Source organism: Staphylococcus sp. HMSC068G11 (genome assembly GCF_001815825.1).
GTDB classification, from domain to species: Bacteria; Bacillota; Bacilli; order Staphylococcales; family Staphylococcaceae; genus Staphylococcus; species Staphylococcus epidermidis.
Map to the genome: position 1 here is coordinate 58,051 of NZ_KV822052.1, position 15,269 is coordinate 73,319.

13 protein-coding genes and 2 pseudogenes are annotated in these 15,269 nt (G+C 32.4%); 10 read left to right on the plus strand and 5 right to left on the minus strand.

The features are described from left to right. The first annotated feature begins 99 nt into the window (after positions 1-99). Positions 100-612 carry an immunodominant staphylococcal antigen IsaB family protein gene (locus HMPREF3058_RS00345; RefSeq protein WP_002491259.1) on the plus strand — a complete coding sequence of 171 codons (513 nt, stop codon included), beginning with the start codon at positions 100-102 and terminating at the stop codon, positions 610-612. Positions 613-775: 163 nt separating this feature from the next. On the opposite strand, the gene HMPREF3058_RS00350 is transcribed toward HMPREF3058_RS00345, so the two are convergent. After that, the gene (locus HMPREF3058_RS00350) at positions 776-2,368 is read right to left on the minus strand and encodes a BCCT family transporter (protein WP_002499521.1); all 1,593 of its coding nucleotides are present in this window, start codon (positions 2,366-2,368) and stop codon (positions 776-778) included. A 180-nt stretch (positions 2,369-2,548) separates the two neighbouring features. Here HMPREF3058_RS00350 and HMPREF3058_RS00355 point away from each other — a divergent pair, with 180 nt between their 5' ends. After that, positions 2,549-3,109 (plus strand): tubby C-terminal domain-like protein, encoded by a 561-nt coding sequence (locus HMPREF3058_RS00355; RefSeq protein WP_002458076.1) that lies wholly within the window; start codon positions 2,549-2,551, stop codon positions 3,107-3,109. 32 nt (positions 3,110-3,141) lie between these two features. Here the strand turns inward: HMPREF3058_RS00355 and pcp are convergent, their stop codons facing one another. Both pcp and HMPREF3058_RS00365 read right to left on the minus strand, forming a co-directional pair. Next, a complete protein-coding gene (gene pcp / locus HMPREF3058_RS00360; RefSeq protein WP_002491269.1) occupies positions 3,142-3,780 on the minus strand; it encodes a pyroglutamyl-peptidase I in 639 nt (212 codons plus the stop codon). Between the two features lie 193 nt (positions 3,781-3,973). Beyond that, the gene (locus HMPREF3058_RS00365; RefSeq protein WP_002491281.1) at positions 3,974-4,936 is read right to left on the minus strand and encodes an oxygen-dependent tRNA uridine(34) hydroxylase TrhO; all 963 of its coding nucleotides are present in this window, start codon (positions 4,934-4,936) and stop codon (positions 3,974-3,976) included. Between the two features lie 283 nt (positions 4,937-5,219). Between HMPREF3058_RS00365 and HMPREF3058_RS00370 the strand changes: the two genes are divergently transcribed. Further along, the gene (locus HMPREF3058_RS00370; protein WP_002491296.1) at positions 5,220-6,197 is read left to right on the plus strand and encodes an SMP-30/gluconolactonase/LRE family protein; all 978 of its coding nucleotides are present in this window, start codon (positions 5,220-5,222) and stop codon (positions 6,195-6,197) included. Positions 6,198-6,458: 261 nt separating this feature from the next. On the opposite strand, the gene HMPREF3058_RS00375 is transcribed toward HMPREF3058_RS00370, so the two are convergent. Further along, on the minus strand, positions 6,459-6,974 hold the full coding sequence (locus tag HMPREF3058_RS00375) for a YceI family protein (protein ID WP_002446907.1): 516 nt from the start codon (positions 6,972-6,974) through the stop codon (positions 6,459-6,461). A 1,222-nt stretch (positions 6,975-8,196) separates the two neighbouring features. Next, positions 8,197-9,723: an L-lactate dehydrogenase (quinone) gene (gene lqo / locus HMPREF3058_RS00380; protein WP_255296948.1), complete on the minus strand. Its 1,527-nt coding sequence runs from the start codon at positions 9,721-9,723 to the stop codon at positions 8,197-8,199. A 320-nt stretch (positions 9,724-10,043) separates the two neighbouring features. Between lqo and HMPREF3058_RS00385 the strand changes: the two are divergent. The 7 genes and pseudogenes from HMPREF3058_RS00385 to HMPREF3058_RS00415 all read left to right on the plus strand — a co-directional run. Next, positions 10,044-10,562 (plus strand): annotated as a pseudogene (locus tag HMPREF3058_RS00385) (GNAT family N-acetyltransferase). Between the two features lie 276 nt (positions 10,563-10,838). Continuing rightward, on the plus strand, positions 10,839-11,651 hold the full coding sequence (locus HMPREF3058_RS00390; protein WP_002487479.1) for an ATP phosphoribosyltransferase regulatory subunit: 813 nt from the start codon (positions 10,839-10,841) through the stop codon (positions 11,649-11,651). Between the two features lie 24 nt (positions 11,652-11,675). Then, the gene (hisG, locus tag HMPREF3058_RS00395; protein ID WP_002487531.1) at positions 11,676-12,290 is read left to right on the plus strand and encodes an ATP phosphoribosyltransferase; all 615 of its coding nucleotides are present in this window, start codon (positions 11,676-11,678) and stop codon (positions 12,288-12,290) included. Further along, positions 12,283-13,533 carry a histidinol dehydrogenase gene (hisD, locus tag HMPREF3058_RS00400; protein ID WP_002491303.1) on the plus strand — a complete coding sequence of 417 codons (1,251 nt, stop codon included), beginning with the start codon at positions 12,283-12,285 and terminating at the stop codon, positions 13,531-13,533. The genes hisG and hisD overlap by 8 nt, the downstream gene beginning before the upstream one ends. Before the next feature lie 111 nt (positions 13,534-13,644). Then, positions 13,645-14,223, plus strand: a complete 579-nt coding sequence (hisB, locus tag HMPREF3058_RS00405; RefSeq protein ID WP_002487498.1) for an imidazoleglycerol-phosphate dehydratase HisB — start codon at positions 13,645-13,647, stop codon at positions 14,221-14,223. Further along, positions 14,220-14,798 (plus strand): imidazole glycerol phosphate synthase subunit HisH, encoded by a 579-nt coding sequence (hisH, locus tag HMPREF3058_RS00410; protein ID WP_002489625.1) that lies wholly within the window; start codon positions 14,220-14,222, stop codon positions 14,796-14,798. The genes hisB and hisH overlap by 4 nt, the downstream gene beginning before the upstream one ends. Next, a pseudogene (locus HMPREF3058_RS00415) lies at positions 14,791-15,246 on the plus strand (HisA/HisF-related TIM barrel protein); the annotation flags it as partial. The gene hisH and the pseudogene HMPREF3058_RS00415, both read left to right, overlap by 8 nt. Positions 15,247-15,269: the final 23 nt, after the last annotated feature.

Sequence of the window (15,269 nt, forward strand, 5' to 3'; positions counted from 1 at the left end):
GATTTTTTACCTATTAATAGATAGTTGTAATATTTAATGAAATATTATATGTTGAATGTAGCAACACATTATTATTTTATAATAGGAGTGTGATACATTATGAAAGGGTTTGCAAAAGCATTTGTCGTAAGTGGTATTACTTTAGGTGCAATTTTAGGTTTAAATGTAACAGAGCATAATGGTGTATCTAATGAAGCAAAGGCACAAACAGCACACAGTTACTGGTATAAATATAATGGTTATACTGCATCGGGTGGCGACTTTGTACTTAGCAATTCATTTTATCGAGGTTTAAAAGCTGGAAACGTTACATTTAATGGTATTAAGGTAAATCAAAAATATGAATCTAAGACTGCTACTAAAAAAATATACGATCAGACATTTCAACAAATTAACGGAAATAAAGCAAACAACGTACAATTTAAAATTGCTTCCAGAACTGTTACTTTAGATCAAATTAAACAAAAGTATGGAAAAAATTATAATTATCAGCCGCCATTATCTAAAAACAAAACAAGTAAGACAGATGGCTTGTACGGTTATCAAGTCGGAAAAGGAAACATCGTTGTTCACGTTAAAGATGGGTATATTACAAGTGCTACATTGTCATAAATGATTATATATAGCAAATTAAAAAAGAGAATATTATTTTAAAACATAGATAAACGGGAGTGGGACAACGAATTCAATATGAATTCTGTCCCGCTCCCGTTGTGTCATAGTTCAAAAGAATAATAAAGAAAGTGAATAATAGCGCTACTCAATTAAAGCTGCTTTACTGATTTTCTTGTTCATCCTGTTTTTCACGCTCTTCTAATGAAATAGAGTAATCTTTTTCATCATCAATTGATGTCATTTTAAAATGATGGATGGGTTCTCTTTTTAAAGCCCTCATGAGTGAGAATATCATTAGTAATAAAATGATAGAGAATGGTAGACCTGTAATGACTGATGCAGTTTGTAAACTTTTAAGACCACCTGCAATTGTCATAGCAACTGAAATCGCCCCAATAAGCAGACCCCATAAGACTTTATGTTTTAAAGATGGATTGATAGCACCACCTGTAGCCATCCCTGCAACAATATGCGTAGTTGAATCAGCACTTGTTACAATAAAGATGAAAATAAGTACAATGGCTAAGGAACTAGTGACTTCCGACAATGGAAAATGTGATAATAATTCAAACAAGGCAACAGTATAATCTTTATCGACAATATGAACAAGCTTGTCGTTATGATTTAAAGCAAGCTTAATAGCTGTACCGCCAAAACCTGCAATCCATGTAAACGAAATTAGAGGAGGGATAATGAGTACACCTACGACAAATTCTCTAATTGTACGTCCTCGAGATACTCTTGCTACAAAGCCACCAATAAAAGGTGACCACGAAATTACCCAAGCCCAATAGAAAACAGTCCATTGTTGAATCCAACTATCATCTCCTGAATATGGATTTACGCGTAAACTATATTCTATAAAATGCTGCAAATAATCAGAAATTGCTAGTGTGTATGATTCAAGAATAAACTTCAAATCACCGAAAAACAAAATAAATATGAGTAAAACCGCGCCTAATATGATATTAAAATTGCTTAACCATTTTACACCGTGATTTAAGCCAGTTAATGAAGAGCCTAAAAATATGGCTACCATTAAAATAGTAATTAAGATTTTAGTGAAATTATTATTAGGAACATCAAAGAGATGGTTTAATCCACCACCAATTTGCATAATTCCCAAACCAATCGACGTAGCAATTCCCATGACGGTTGCAATAATTGCTAATATATCAATAATATTCCTGAACGGACGCTTATAAGCTTCACCAAAAACGGGTTCCATAGCTGTTGAAATAAGTCCGTTACGTTGTTTTCTAAATTGAAAGTATGCAACGATTAATCCTGAAATAGCAAAAATTGACCATTGTGAAATACCCCAATGGAAGAATGTATATCCCATCGCGACACGTGCTGATTCTTCAGAGTGATCTGCAATTTTTCCTGGGAAGGGTGAATGGAGATAATGCGTTAAAGGTTCGGCAACACCCCAAAAGACTATACCAACGCCAAGGCCTGCTGAAAATAACATGCCAATCCAAGATAGCATGGAAAATTCTGGTTCTTCTTCATCCGAACCAAGTTTAAAGCGCCCATATCTAGAAAAAGCTAAGAATATTAAAAATACATCCAAAACAAAGACAATGATAAGGAATAGCCAACCAAACCAATTTGTAATCCAATCGTAAATGCTTTGCGCATACATCCCAAATGCTTTAGGAAAGATACCCGCAATAAGTGTAATAACAACAATAATTAAAACAGAGATAGTATAAACAAGCGTATTGTTTATTTTTCGTTTGTTTTTCATTTTAATATTTTTCTTCATCCCTTTTTAACTTACAAAGTATTTGTTTAAAGTATACAGATAATTGGAAATATTTTCAAAAATACTTTTTGTATTTAAAATGATTTGATAAAAAAGAGATTTTGATTTAGAGAAGTCTGTTGTATATGATAAAAGTATGATATTAGAGAGATGGGTGACAAAATGTATAAATATTTAAAAAGAAATCGATTCTCAACGCAGACTTCAATTATAAAAAATGATGCTCAGCAACCTGTTGGTATGATATCGAAAGTGTATAAAAATTTTATTCAAAAATGTATTGGTTATTTGACCTTAGGTTTAAAATTAAATCAATATGAGATATGTGATGTGAATAATAATAGTGTAGCTTATATTAAGGTATCGCGATATATGGAGAAAAAACATTTTAAAGTAGAATATCGTGATTCAAAAGGTAGGCAGTGTGAAGCGTTATTTGATAAGCAAAGTAATGGTTATGAGGAGACGTATGGAATATTAAAAATTGACGGTATAATATTAAATATTCATGCTAATGAGAAACATCATACTACTATCAAAGATATAAAGCGAGATACACAAATTGCGAGTTGGAAACAAATTGGTGATTATGCTTATGCAGAAGGGAATGATAGGCTATTTAAAGAACATCAATTACTCTATATTCTTATCATGCACGCTTTTGCTAATACATATGTGAGCAAACGTCAAACGAGCTTGATGTTCCCAGGGCCACCTGTTTAAAGTACATACAGAATGATTAGTGAACTAAGAGACTATTGGATTTCTCCTAATGCAATCTTGTTATCTTCAACGAAGTCGATAGCTTTGATTGCTTCAGTTAATCCTTTTACGATATCTTCAACGGACAATGAAGGTTGTTGAGAATAATTAATTGTTTGCTCAGGAATCAAAGGCACGTGTATAAATCCAAATAATAAGTCAGGGTAAAAATGGTCTGCCATATATCCAAGTTGATATAAGATATGATTACATACAAATGTTCCAGCGGAATTAGATAGTCTGCTAGGGAGACCAGCCTTTTGAATTGCCATTGTCATTCTTTTGATAGGTAAATTAGAAAAATAAGCGGGTGCGCCATCGTGACGTATAACTTGATCAATAGGTTGGTGTCCTTGATTATCTTTAATACGTGCGTCATCTATATTTATACCTACACGCTCAGGAGTGATTTCACTACGACCACCTGCTTGTCCGATAGCTAGAGCAACATCATAATTTTTAGATTTTAACACTTTAGCAATCACATTCGCAGAGTCATGAAATACTGTAGGAAGTATCAATCGATCAATTTTATGACAACCAATTTTAGTTTCCAGATGGCTAACAGCCTCAAGTGCAGAATTAACTTTTTCATCTCCAAATGGTTCAAATGATGTGACTAATATTTCCATGCAGACACTCCTTAAGTAGGCTTATTATATTATTTATTTTAAAACTATCAGTGACATAAATGATATCAATATTTACCATTTTACGTATTCTTTATGTCAAAAAACAGGGTTAAAAGTTATTATAGATATTTAAATCATATAAAATACGCCTTTATATGTGAAATGTTAAACTCACAATAAAGGCGTGTTTGAATTATGCATGTGTGTGTTCAGGCACATCTTTGAAATTGTTTAAACGACGTTGCCATTCTTCATTGCTAATATGATGACGGGCAACGTAGCGATTGCGCTCATGTTTTGCGCAATCATACGAACATGCACCTAAATATTTTTCTTCATTTTCTTCAGAAACAAGAATTTGTTTATTACATTCAGGGTTTGCACAATTAATATAACGTTCACAAGGTGTACCATCAAAATGCTCTTTGCCGATGACTGTTTTATCAATTTGATTCACATCGACACTTATACGTTCATCAAATACATACATCTTACCATCCCAATATTGCCCTTTAGTTTCAGGGTCTTTACCGTATGTAGCAATACCACCATGCAACTGACCTACGTTTTCAAATCCTTCTTTTACTAACCAACCAGAAAATTTTTCACAACGAATGCCACCTGTACAATATGTGACAATATTTTTTCCGTCGAGTTGTTCTTTATTATTATGCACCCATTCAGGTAAGTCACGGAATCGTGTTATATCAGGACGAATAGCTCCGCGGAAATGTCCTAAATCGTATTCATAATCATTTCGAGCATCTAATATAACAGTATTTTCATCTTCTAGTGCGGCTTTAAATTCTTTAGGAGAATAGTATTTACCGGTAATTTCACGTGGATTAATATCTTCTTCTAAGTCGAGTGCAACAATTTCACGTCTTGGACGCACGTGCATCTTTTTAAACGCATGACTTTCAGCTTCATCAATTTTAAAAGTTAAATTAGCAAAACGACTATCTGCATGCATATGGTCTATATATTTATCAGTATCTTCTTTAGTTCCAGATAATGTTCCATTAATGCCTTCCGTTGAAACTAGTATTCTTCCTTTTAAATGATGTTCCTTACAAAATTTCAAATGTTCGGCTGCAAAAGTTTCAGGGTCATCTATAGTTACATATTTATAATAAAGTAGTACTCTATAATCCATAAATCTGTGCTCCTCTTTAGTCAATTTTAGTTAATTTAAAAGTATTTGAAGTTATATAAAAAAATTGATAGTGATTGAAGTTTAAAAATTAGACATTTTAATATTGTATCAAAATGAGAATTACTTTCAATAAGGTAGCCTATAAATCCGTCATTTGACCGATATAAGATGTGATTGTTTTCATATATGAATAAAAGTGTAGTTGTGTAGTTATAATGACATTTAATATAAATTTTTTGTAAAATGAGAATAAAGTCACTGAATAAAGAGAGGGATCCAATTGATGGCAAATCAAAAATTACCAACATTAAAATATACTGGTAAATCAGAAAGTGCAGTGCCAATTGTGTCAGAAAGTGAATTGCAAACCGTAACAGCAGAGCCGTGGGCGAAAATTTCAGATAAAGGGTTACAACTAGAAGGACTTAATTTTAATCGCGAAGGTCAGTTATTCTTATTAGACGTGTTTGAAGGAAATATTTTTAAAGTTAATCCTGCGACCAAAGAGGTTACAACAAAATTTCAGTCTGTTAAAGATAATCCAGCAGCGATTAAAGTACATAAAGATGGTCGTTTATTTATCTGTTATCTAGGTGATTTTAAGACAACTGGAGGCATATTTGCGACAACAGAAAAAGGTGAACAAATAGAAGAAATTATTTCTGATTTAAATACAGAATATTGTATTGATGACATGGTTTTTGACAGTAAAGGCGGATTTTATTTCACTGATTTTAGAGGGTATTCTACACAACCTTTGGGCGGTGTTTACTATGTAGATCCAGACTTTAAGAAGGTTACGCCAATTATTCAAAATATTTCTGTGGCGAATGGTATTGCTTTAAGTACGGATGAAAAAGTACTATGGGTAACTGAAACTACAACTAATCGACTTCACCGAATCACATTAGAGGATGATGGTGTGACTATTGCACCATTTGGAGCAACAGTACCATATTATTTTACAGGTCATGAAGGACCGGATTCTTGTTGTATTGATAGTGATGATAATTTATATGTGGCTATGTATGGACAAGGACGTGTATTAGTTTTCAATAAGAGAGGTTATCCTATAGGTCAAATTTTAATGCCAGGACGTGATGATGGGAAGATGTTACGTACAACACATCCACAATTCATACCTGGTACAAATCAACTTATAATTTGTACTAATGATATTGAAAACCATTCTGAAGGTGGATCTATGCTTTATACAGTTAATGGTTTTGCTAAAGGATATGAGGGTTATCAATTTCAATAAATTTTTGAAAAAGCGTATGGAATAAGTTGTTTTGTATAAATAAAAGAAGTAGAACAAAGGTCGAATAAAACTTTATGTTCTTCACTCGCATAGCTCAATTTGAAAATTTGATACAACTCATTGTATTTTCTATTAATAAAACGATTGTCCATAAATAAATATGCCTGAGACATTGAATGTGTCCCAGGCATTTATTATATGTGTTGTTGTAATTTACTGTTAAAGATAAAAAGTTTAAGAAATTTTTCTATAACAAATCGTTTAATTCTCGATACTAAATTCTGCTGATGCTTCAAATTTCACGTTTTTACCTAACATCACGCCACCAGTTTCTAAAGCTTGGTTGAAATTAATACCATATTTTTCGCGGTTAATTGTTCCACTAACGATAAAACCAGTGACTTGTTGTCCATTCATTGGATTCTTACTTACACCATTAAATTCAACATCAAATGTCTCTTCATGAGTTTCACCTTTAATTGTCAAATCTCCAACTACTTGATCTTCGTTGATTTCTTTAGTTACAAATGTCATTTTATCGTTGTCTTCTGTACCGAAGAAATCGTTTGATCTTAAATGATTGTCTCTGTCCTCATTTTGAGTGTCAATTGAACTTGGAATAATAGTAGCTGTTGCTTTTAGTGAAGTTAAATCATTAATATCTCCATCTAATTGAACATCAAATTGTTTAAATGTTCCTTTTACTTGAGACACCATAAGATGTTTAATTTTAAACTGAATATCACTGTGAACTTGATCAAAGTTAAATTTTGTCATTATTATAACCCCTTCTCTCTTTATTACAATAGTTATGTTTCTTGTATTTATATTCTAGATACAGTAAGATGACTTATCAATTTTTTTGCTCTCATTAAATTTACGGATTTTTACCCCCTTTTTTAGTGTGTTTATAATACTAGATTTGTTAAAAAGAAATGAAGTATACATAAAAGAATGATGATATTTTGCAATCAACAGTAAATTTATCCTCCAGAAAAAATGTTGTAAAATTTTATTTTAAAATAAAAAAGAACATGTGATTGTTAATTTGAGGTTGCTCATAGAGAGAATTATTGAAGTATAAACTAAGAATATTTCATTTAATACTGAAGTAAGACAACGTATATGTCAAAAAATAATTAAGCACATATACTTTCATTTGACATTGCTATTAGAAGAAAGTAACATGACATTAAATCGTAATTTTTACGATTTAAGAATGATATAGAGATGATGGTTGGATGAATATAAGATGGACACATCCGTCCCTGTCTATTTTATTTGAAGTGCAAACAAAGTGAAAATTCTTCAATACCTCATATAACACATCAATTGACCATCATCTATTATATTGTTCTTTTTATGTTTAGTTTCCTTTTATTTCTAACTCTTTTTATTTTCACTCGTCTTAGGACGAGTGTTTTTTTATAGTAGAGTGATGAAATTGTTGAAGATTCTGTTCAATTATATTCTGAAATAAAATCAACTCATAGGCTTTCTCGTATCTATGATGATTTGCAACATGGAATTTTAAATAACCTTTAGTACAATGGATATATTTATAAAAAGAGTGCATGGGTTAAACGACGTCTTTAAAAATGTATAATGAGATGATATTTGAGTTTATTTTTATAAAAAGAGAGACAAGCTTATTTTTTATATAGAAACAGTGTTTATAAAAAGTGAATTGAGAAGGAATCGTGTGAATAGTTATTTTAACTCATTGAGTTTTAAAACATGGACAATTCATAAATTTTGTTGTATCGCTGATTTGTTAGATATCTACTGTGATAGATACTTAAGTCGCTAAGAAAAAAATAAAAAATCCTCCAACGAAGTTGGCTCGACTTCGTTGGAGGTATCAGGGGTAGGGGTTAATTTTGTTTCTAAATTTATTTACTCTAATTTAATATTAATTAAGGTTTTGAGGATAGGGGAGAAATATTTTATATTTATTTATTTTCTCTTCATCATTTTTATATTTTACAGGGAAAGTATTTTATTTAGATTCGTAATAATTTAATTCTAAATCTTTAGATGTTTGTTTACGAGTTGCTCTCATTAACTTAACATCATCGATAAGAGATTTACCATATGATGGGATCATTTTTTGTAATTTTGGAGTCCAATCTTTTTCATACTCAGCAAAGTTTTTCTCTAAAACTTCTAGGGCTACTGATACTGAAGTTGATGCTCCAGGTGATTCACCTAATAATGCGATAACAGAGTGGTCTTTAGAGTTAACAACTTCTGTACCAAATTGAATGAATCCTTTACCGTGTTCTTTAGTATCTTTGATAACTTGAACACGTTTGCCTGCAGTGTATAATTGCCAATCTTCGTCACGAGCTTCAGGGTAGAACGTGCGTAGATGGTTCATACAACCTTCTTTAGTCATTAATACTTGGTCGATAGAGTATTTGATTAAAGGTAAGTTTTTAACTGCAGATGCAAGTAATGTTGTGATGTTATAAGGTTTAACTGATTTGAATAAGTCTAAGTTAGAACCGTTTCTTAAGAATTTAGGGCCAATATTTGCAAATGGTCCAAATAATAATGTTCTTTCACCATCGATATAACGTGTATCTAAGTGTGGTACAGTCATTGGAGGTGTGCCTGGTGGTTCTTTACCATATACTTTGACGTCATGTTCATTAATGACATCAGGGTTTGTACAAATTAAGAATTGACCACTGATAGGGAATCCACCAAGATGTTTACTTTCTGGGATACCAGTTTTTTGTAATAGTGGAATAGCGCCACCGCCTGCACCGATAAATACATAATCAGCTAGAACAGTTTCAACGTCTCCAGAATTACGGTTTTTAACTTTAACTTCCCAAATACCGTCTTTACGACGATTGAAATTAATTACTTCGTGGTTGTATTGAACATCAGCATTTGGATGTTTTTCAATACTTTTTGCCATTTTACGAGTCAATTCACCGTAGTTAACATCTGTACCTTCGTCGATTTTACTAGCCGCCATGATTTCGTTACCAGTACGACCTGTCATCATTAATGGCATCCATTTTCTCATTTCTTCGATATCTTCTGTATATTCGATGTTATCGAACATAGGGAAGTTACGCATTGCTTCGTAACGGTTTTTTAAGAATTTAACGTTATTTTTACCTCTTACGAAACTAATGTGAGGAAGTGGATTAATGAAATCTCTAGGGTTACTGATGTTACCACTTTTTACCAAGTGACCCCAGAATTGTTTTGAAATCTCGAATTGTTCGTTGATTTCTTTGGCTTTTTCTATATCAATTGAACCATCAGGTTGTTGTACTGTATAGTTCAATTCACATAACGCCGCATGTCCTGTACCGGCATTGTTTCTTTCGTTAGAACTTTCAATACCTGGACGATCTAAGCGTTCATAGAGTTTGATGTTCCAATTAGGTTCTAATTCTTTAATCATAGAACCAAATGTCGTACTTAAGACACCAGCGCCAATAATAACAACATTTTTTGACTCTTTATTAGCCATTTTTTGCTCACCTTTCTTTGGTTTAAGAATTCGTGCAAAAATAATTAAATTATTGCGCTGATTCCTATTATAAGACGATAGGCCATATAACAAAAATACATATTTATAATACTACCTATTCCATTTTGTAATATTTTGGACACAATATGATCATTGATTAGACACATTTACTAGTGAACAAGTATAAATATAAGGTGAACTATATTGTCAAAATTGGATGTTATGTGAAATTTTTAGGTGAGACTGACGTAAGTCTAAATATAATATATACTCTTCTCAATAGTGAAAAGAGTGCGTAAACAATATTAAGTTATCTACAATTGAATAATTTATTGGAAAGAGGGATGTAGATGTTAGAAACACATAGATTAAATCTAGTGAAGCTTAATTTGAGTTATACAGATGAACTTTATCAATTGCATACAAATAAAGTAGCTATAAAGTATACACCTAAAGGTATTCATCAGAATAAAGTAGCAACCTGAGATTTTATTAAAGGATGGATGAGGCATTGGGATGAATATCAATTTGGTTACTTCATTTTAATGATGAGAGATAATCAAAAAGTAGTGGGAATAGCAGGGTTTGAGTATCGTACAATTCATCAACAACAGTTTCTTAATGCGTATTATAGAATCTTTCCATCGTATACTGGTGTAGGTTTAGCTTTTGAGTCGATGGAGGAGATTGCTCGTCATTTAGAAAAGCATGATACTATAACACCAAAAATAATTCGAACAAATCAATATAATACAAATTCTATTAAATTAGCACAAAGACTCGGATATAATTATGATGCTAACTGGGACGATGTAATTAATAAAGGAGATCGTTGTTTTTTTAACGTACAAGCGTTGGATAATAACTAAAACTATAAGCATGATGAATTTACAACCTAGCAATAATTAAAAATTTAATACTGATCAATAATATATGCCTCTTGTAAAGTATTATTTACTTCACAAGAGGTTTTTATTTTAATTAAAAATTGATAATTAAAGACTTAGATATATTTCATTAGAAAAGAAAGAATTTTCAGAAAAATACTTGTCAGATAACTTGTAACATGTTAGTGTATTACTACATTTTTACTTTAGTGTATTATCGAACTAAAGTATGCAGCGTGAGGGAGGGGTGGCGTAAGTATGAACAATACCATTATTTCAATGAAAGAAAAGGAATTACGTTTTTTAAAGTTTTTTCATCAACAAAAGTATAATGTTGTAGATTTTAACTTAATTGAAGAATTGGATTGGCGACGATTGACTCACGAGGATTTGCAACAAATGGATGAAAGAAGCTTTTGGCAACAAAATAAATCTATCTATGCATTAAGAAATGATTTTACTGATCAATTATTCAGATATTATTCGAACTATCCAACACATTTTAAAAAAGTAGCTTATGCAGGGGATATTATCAGAGATAACAGAGTTATAAAGCAAGTCGGCATCGAGAACTACGAGCCACAATTTGATAAAATCACTCAAAATTTCTTAGATTTCCAATATTTTATTCAAAACGTACTTCATGATGATATTCAATTTGTCATTTTAGGTCACTATCAATTGATTGATGCACTTTTAGAGAAAAATCATCAAACTAGAGAAGTTATGGAGATGATAGAAGAACGCAATTTATCAGGGCTTATTCAAACACTAACTTTCAATCATCCCATCATTCAAATTCTTAAAGAGAACACATTAAACCAACTTAAAATATTATCTCATTATTTACCTGAGCAACATCCTGCAATGGGGGCAATTCAATCTTGGGCACAATGGTTTACTGATCATGGGATTACTGAAATCCACCTTGACGTAACTGCACAAGCGCCTAGATCTTATTACAAAGGTATTTTTATAAAATGTCATCTTAAAAATACTACTCATAGCGTTTTGACAGGTGGTTATTATCACGGTTCACTAGAAGGTTTTGGTTTAGGATTAACACTTTAATTATAAAAGGTGAGGTGGAACGCCATGTTACGAGTTGCATTAGCAAAGGGTCGTTTGTTAGAGAATTTTATCGAATATTTACAACAAGTTAATCAGATAGATATTGCAACTGTACTTTTAAATAGACAACGACAGTTATTGCTTACAGTCGACAACATTGAAATGATTTTAGTTAAAGGAAGCGATGTTCCCACTTATGTAGAACAAGGTATTGCTGATGTAGGAATTGTGGGAAGTGATATTCTGAATGGTCAAAAATATAATATTAATAAATTACTCGATTTGCCATTTGGTAAATGTCATTTTGCGTTGGCGGCAAAGCCAGAAACATCTTGCTATAAAAAAGTAGCAACGAGCTATGTACATACAGCTACTCAATTCTTCAATAAAGAAGGTATGGATGTAGAAGTGATTCACCTTAACGGTTCAGTTGAATTGTCATGTGTAGTGGATATGGTTGATGCTATTGTAGATATTGTACAAACTGGTTCTACGCTTACAGCTAACGGGCTCGTTGAGAAAAAGTATATCAGTGAAATTAACGCTAAGTTAATTACAAATAAAGAATCATATTTTAAGCAATCATCTGAAATAGAGAGACTAATCAAGCAGTTGGGAGTGTCTATTAGCTATGCTTAGCGCACAACAATTTTTAAAAGAATTTAATAATGTTGAATCTCTAGATGAATCTTTGTACGAGATAGTGAGTCAGATTTGTGAAGAAGTTAAATTACAGGGAGATAAAGCTTTAAAAAATTATAATTTACAATTTGATCAAGTGGAAACTGAGAATCTTGAATTAGAGCAAAGCCAACTAAAAAATGCATATGACATGCTAGATAATAAAACACGAGATGCATTAGAGCAAAGCTATCAGAGAATTAAAGTGTATCAAGAAAATATTAAGGTGAAACAGGAACCATCTCAACAAACTGAATGTTATGAACGATACCATCCTATCGAACGAGTAGGTATTTACGTGCCGGGAGGTAAGGCTAGCTATCCGTCTACGGTATTAATGACTGCAACACTTGCTCAAGTAGCAGGTGTTAATGAGATTACTGTTGTTACCCCACCTCAAAATAACGGTATATGTCAAGAGGTGTTAGCCGCTTGTTACATTACAGGCGTTCATCATGTTTATCAAGTCGGTGGAGCACAAAGTATTGCAGCACTAACTTATGGCACGGAAACTATAAAAAAAGTCGACAAAATTGTAGGTCCAGGAAATCAATATGTTGCTTATGCCAAAAAGTTTGTATTCGGTCAAGTAGGCATAGACCAAATCGCAGGACCGACAGAAATAGCCTTGATTATAGACGAAAGTGCTGACTTAGACGCAATCGCTTATGACGTATTTGCACAAGCAGAGCATGATGAAATGGCTTGTACTTATGTGATTAGTGAAAATGAAAAGGTACTTAATCAATTGAACACTATAATACAAGAGAAGCTTCAATATGTTGAACGGCAAGATATCATATCACAAAGTATTACTAATCATCATTATCTAATATTAGCTCAAGATACTGAAGAAGCATGTTTAATTATGAACACGATTGCACCTGAACATGCATCTATTCAAACTCGAGCACCTGAAAGGTATATAGATAAAGTTAAATATGTTGGCGCACTTTTTTTAGGACACTTTTCTCCTGAAGTTATTGGGGACTATGTGGCAGGTCCTAGTCATGTACTCCCTACTAATCAAACAGCTAGATTTACAAATGGACTTTCTGTGAATGACTTTATGACACGACATTCAGTCATTCATTTGTCACAAAAAACATTTAACGAAGTAGCAGAATCAGCTGAGCACATTGCACATATAGAATCTTTATTTAATCATGAAAAATCGATTCACGTACGCCGAAAAGGATAGCTTATTATGATATCTGTTAATAAAAATGAATGCGTATGTTCGTTACTCTATTGCTACAGAAGAACAACTTCTTCTACTGGAAAAAAATAGTGAAGAAATGGAGCGTATGTTATGAACTATCAAATCAAAAGAGACACTGAAGAAACTCAGCTTAATATTTCGCTGGCTAATAACGGAACACAATCTCATATTAATACTGGTGTAGGATTTTTGGATCATATGTTAACGCTATTTACTTTTCATAGTGGATTAACTTTATCTATTGAGGCCACTGGTGATACGTATGTTGATGATCATCATATAACTGAAGATATAGGTATAGTTATTGGACAATTACTTCTTGAATTAGTTAAGACTCAACAAAGTTTTACAAGATATGGTTGCTCATATGTACCCATGGATGAAGCGCTTGCTCGAACAGTAGTGGACATTAGTGGTCGTCCATATTTCTCATTTAATAGCAAGTTGAGCGCTCAAAAGGTAGGAACTTTTGACACTGAACTAGTTGAAGAATTTTTTAGAGCATTAGTAATTAATGCGCGATTAACCGTTCACATTGACTTATTAAGAGGTGGAAATACACATCATGAGATTGAGGCAATATTTAAATCTTTTGCAAGAGCATTAAAGATTTCTCTTGCACAAAATGAAGATGGACGTATTCCATCGTCTAAAGGAGTAATTGAATGATTGCGATTATTGATTATGGATTGGGAAACATAAGTAACATCACTCGAGCGATTCAACATTTAGGATATGATGTGATTTTGACATGTGATGATAAAGATGTACAAAAAGCTGAAGCTATCGTACTTCCAGGTGTTGGACATTTTCGGGATGCGATGCATTCTATAGAAGAAAAAGACATCAAAGATATGCTTAAAAATATACATGATAAACCGATAATTGGAATATGTTTAGGTATGCAATTACTCTTTCAACATAGCGCAGAAGGTGACATTAGTGGATTGGAACTTGTCCCAGGAAATATAGTGCCAATCCAATCATCTCATCCTATTCCTCATTTGGGATGGAATGAATTAAAGAGTACACATCCTTTACTGCAAAGTGATGTGTATTTTGTTCATTCATATCAAGCAGAAATGTCAGAATATGTAGTGGCTTATGCTGACTATGGTACGAAGATTCCGGGAGTCATTCAATACCGAAATTATATCGGTATCCAGTTTCATCCAGAAAAAAGTGGAACGTATGGATTAGAGATTCTAAATCAAGCGCTTAAAGGAGGGTTTATTAATGATTGATTTATGGCCAGCTATTGATTTGATTAATTCAACAAGTGTTCGATTAACAGAAGGCAAATATGATTCAAAAGAAAAAATGGAAAAATCTGTAGAAGACAGTATCCGATTTTATAGTCAATTTAAATGTGTGAAACGTATACATATTGTAGATTTAATTGGGGCTAAAGCAAAAGAAGTAAAAGAATTCGACTACATTCGTTCCTTACGAAAGTTGACCACTAAGCCTATAGAAGTGGGTGGCGGCATTCGTTCAAAACAAACAATTGAAAATTATATTCATTCAGGAATAGACTATTGTATCGTAGGTACAAAAGGTATCCAAGACATAGAGTGGTTAACACATATGACACATCAATTTCCAAATAAACTCTACTTATCCGTAGATGCTTTTGGAGAGAAAATAAAGATTAATGGATGGGAAGAGGATGCCAAACTCAATTCCTACGATTAGTCAAGTACTTATAATTAAAA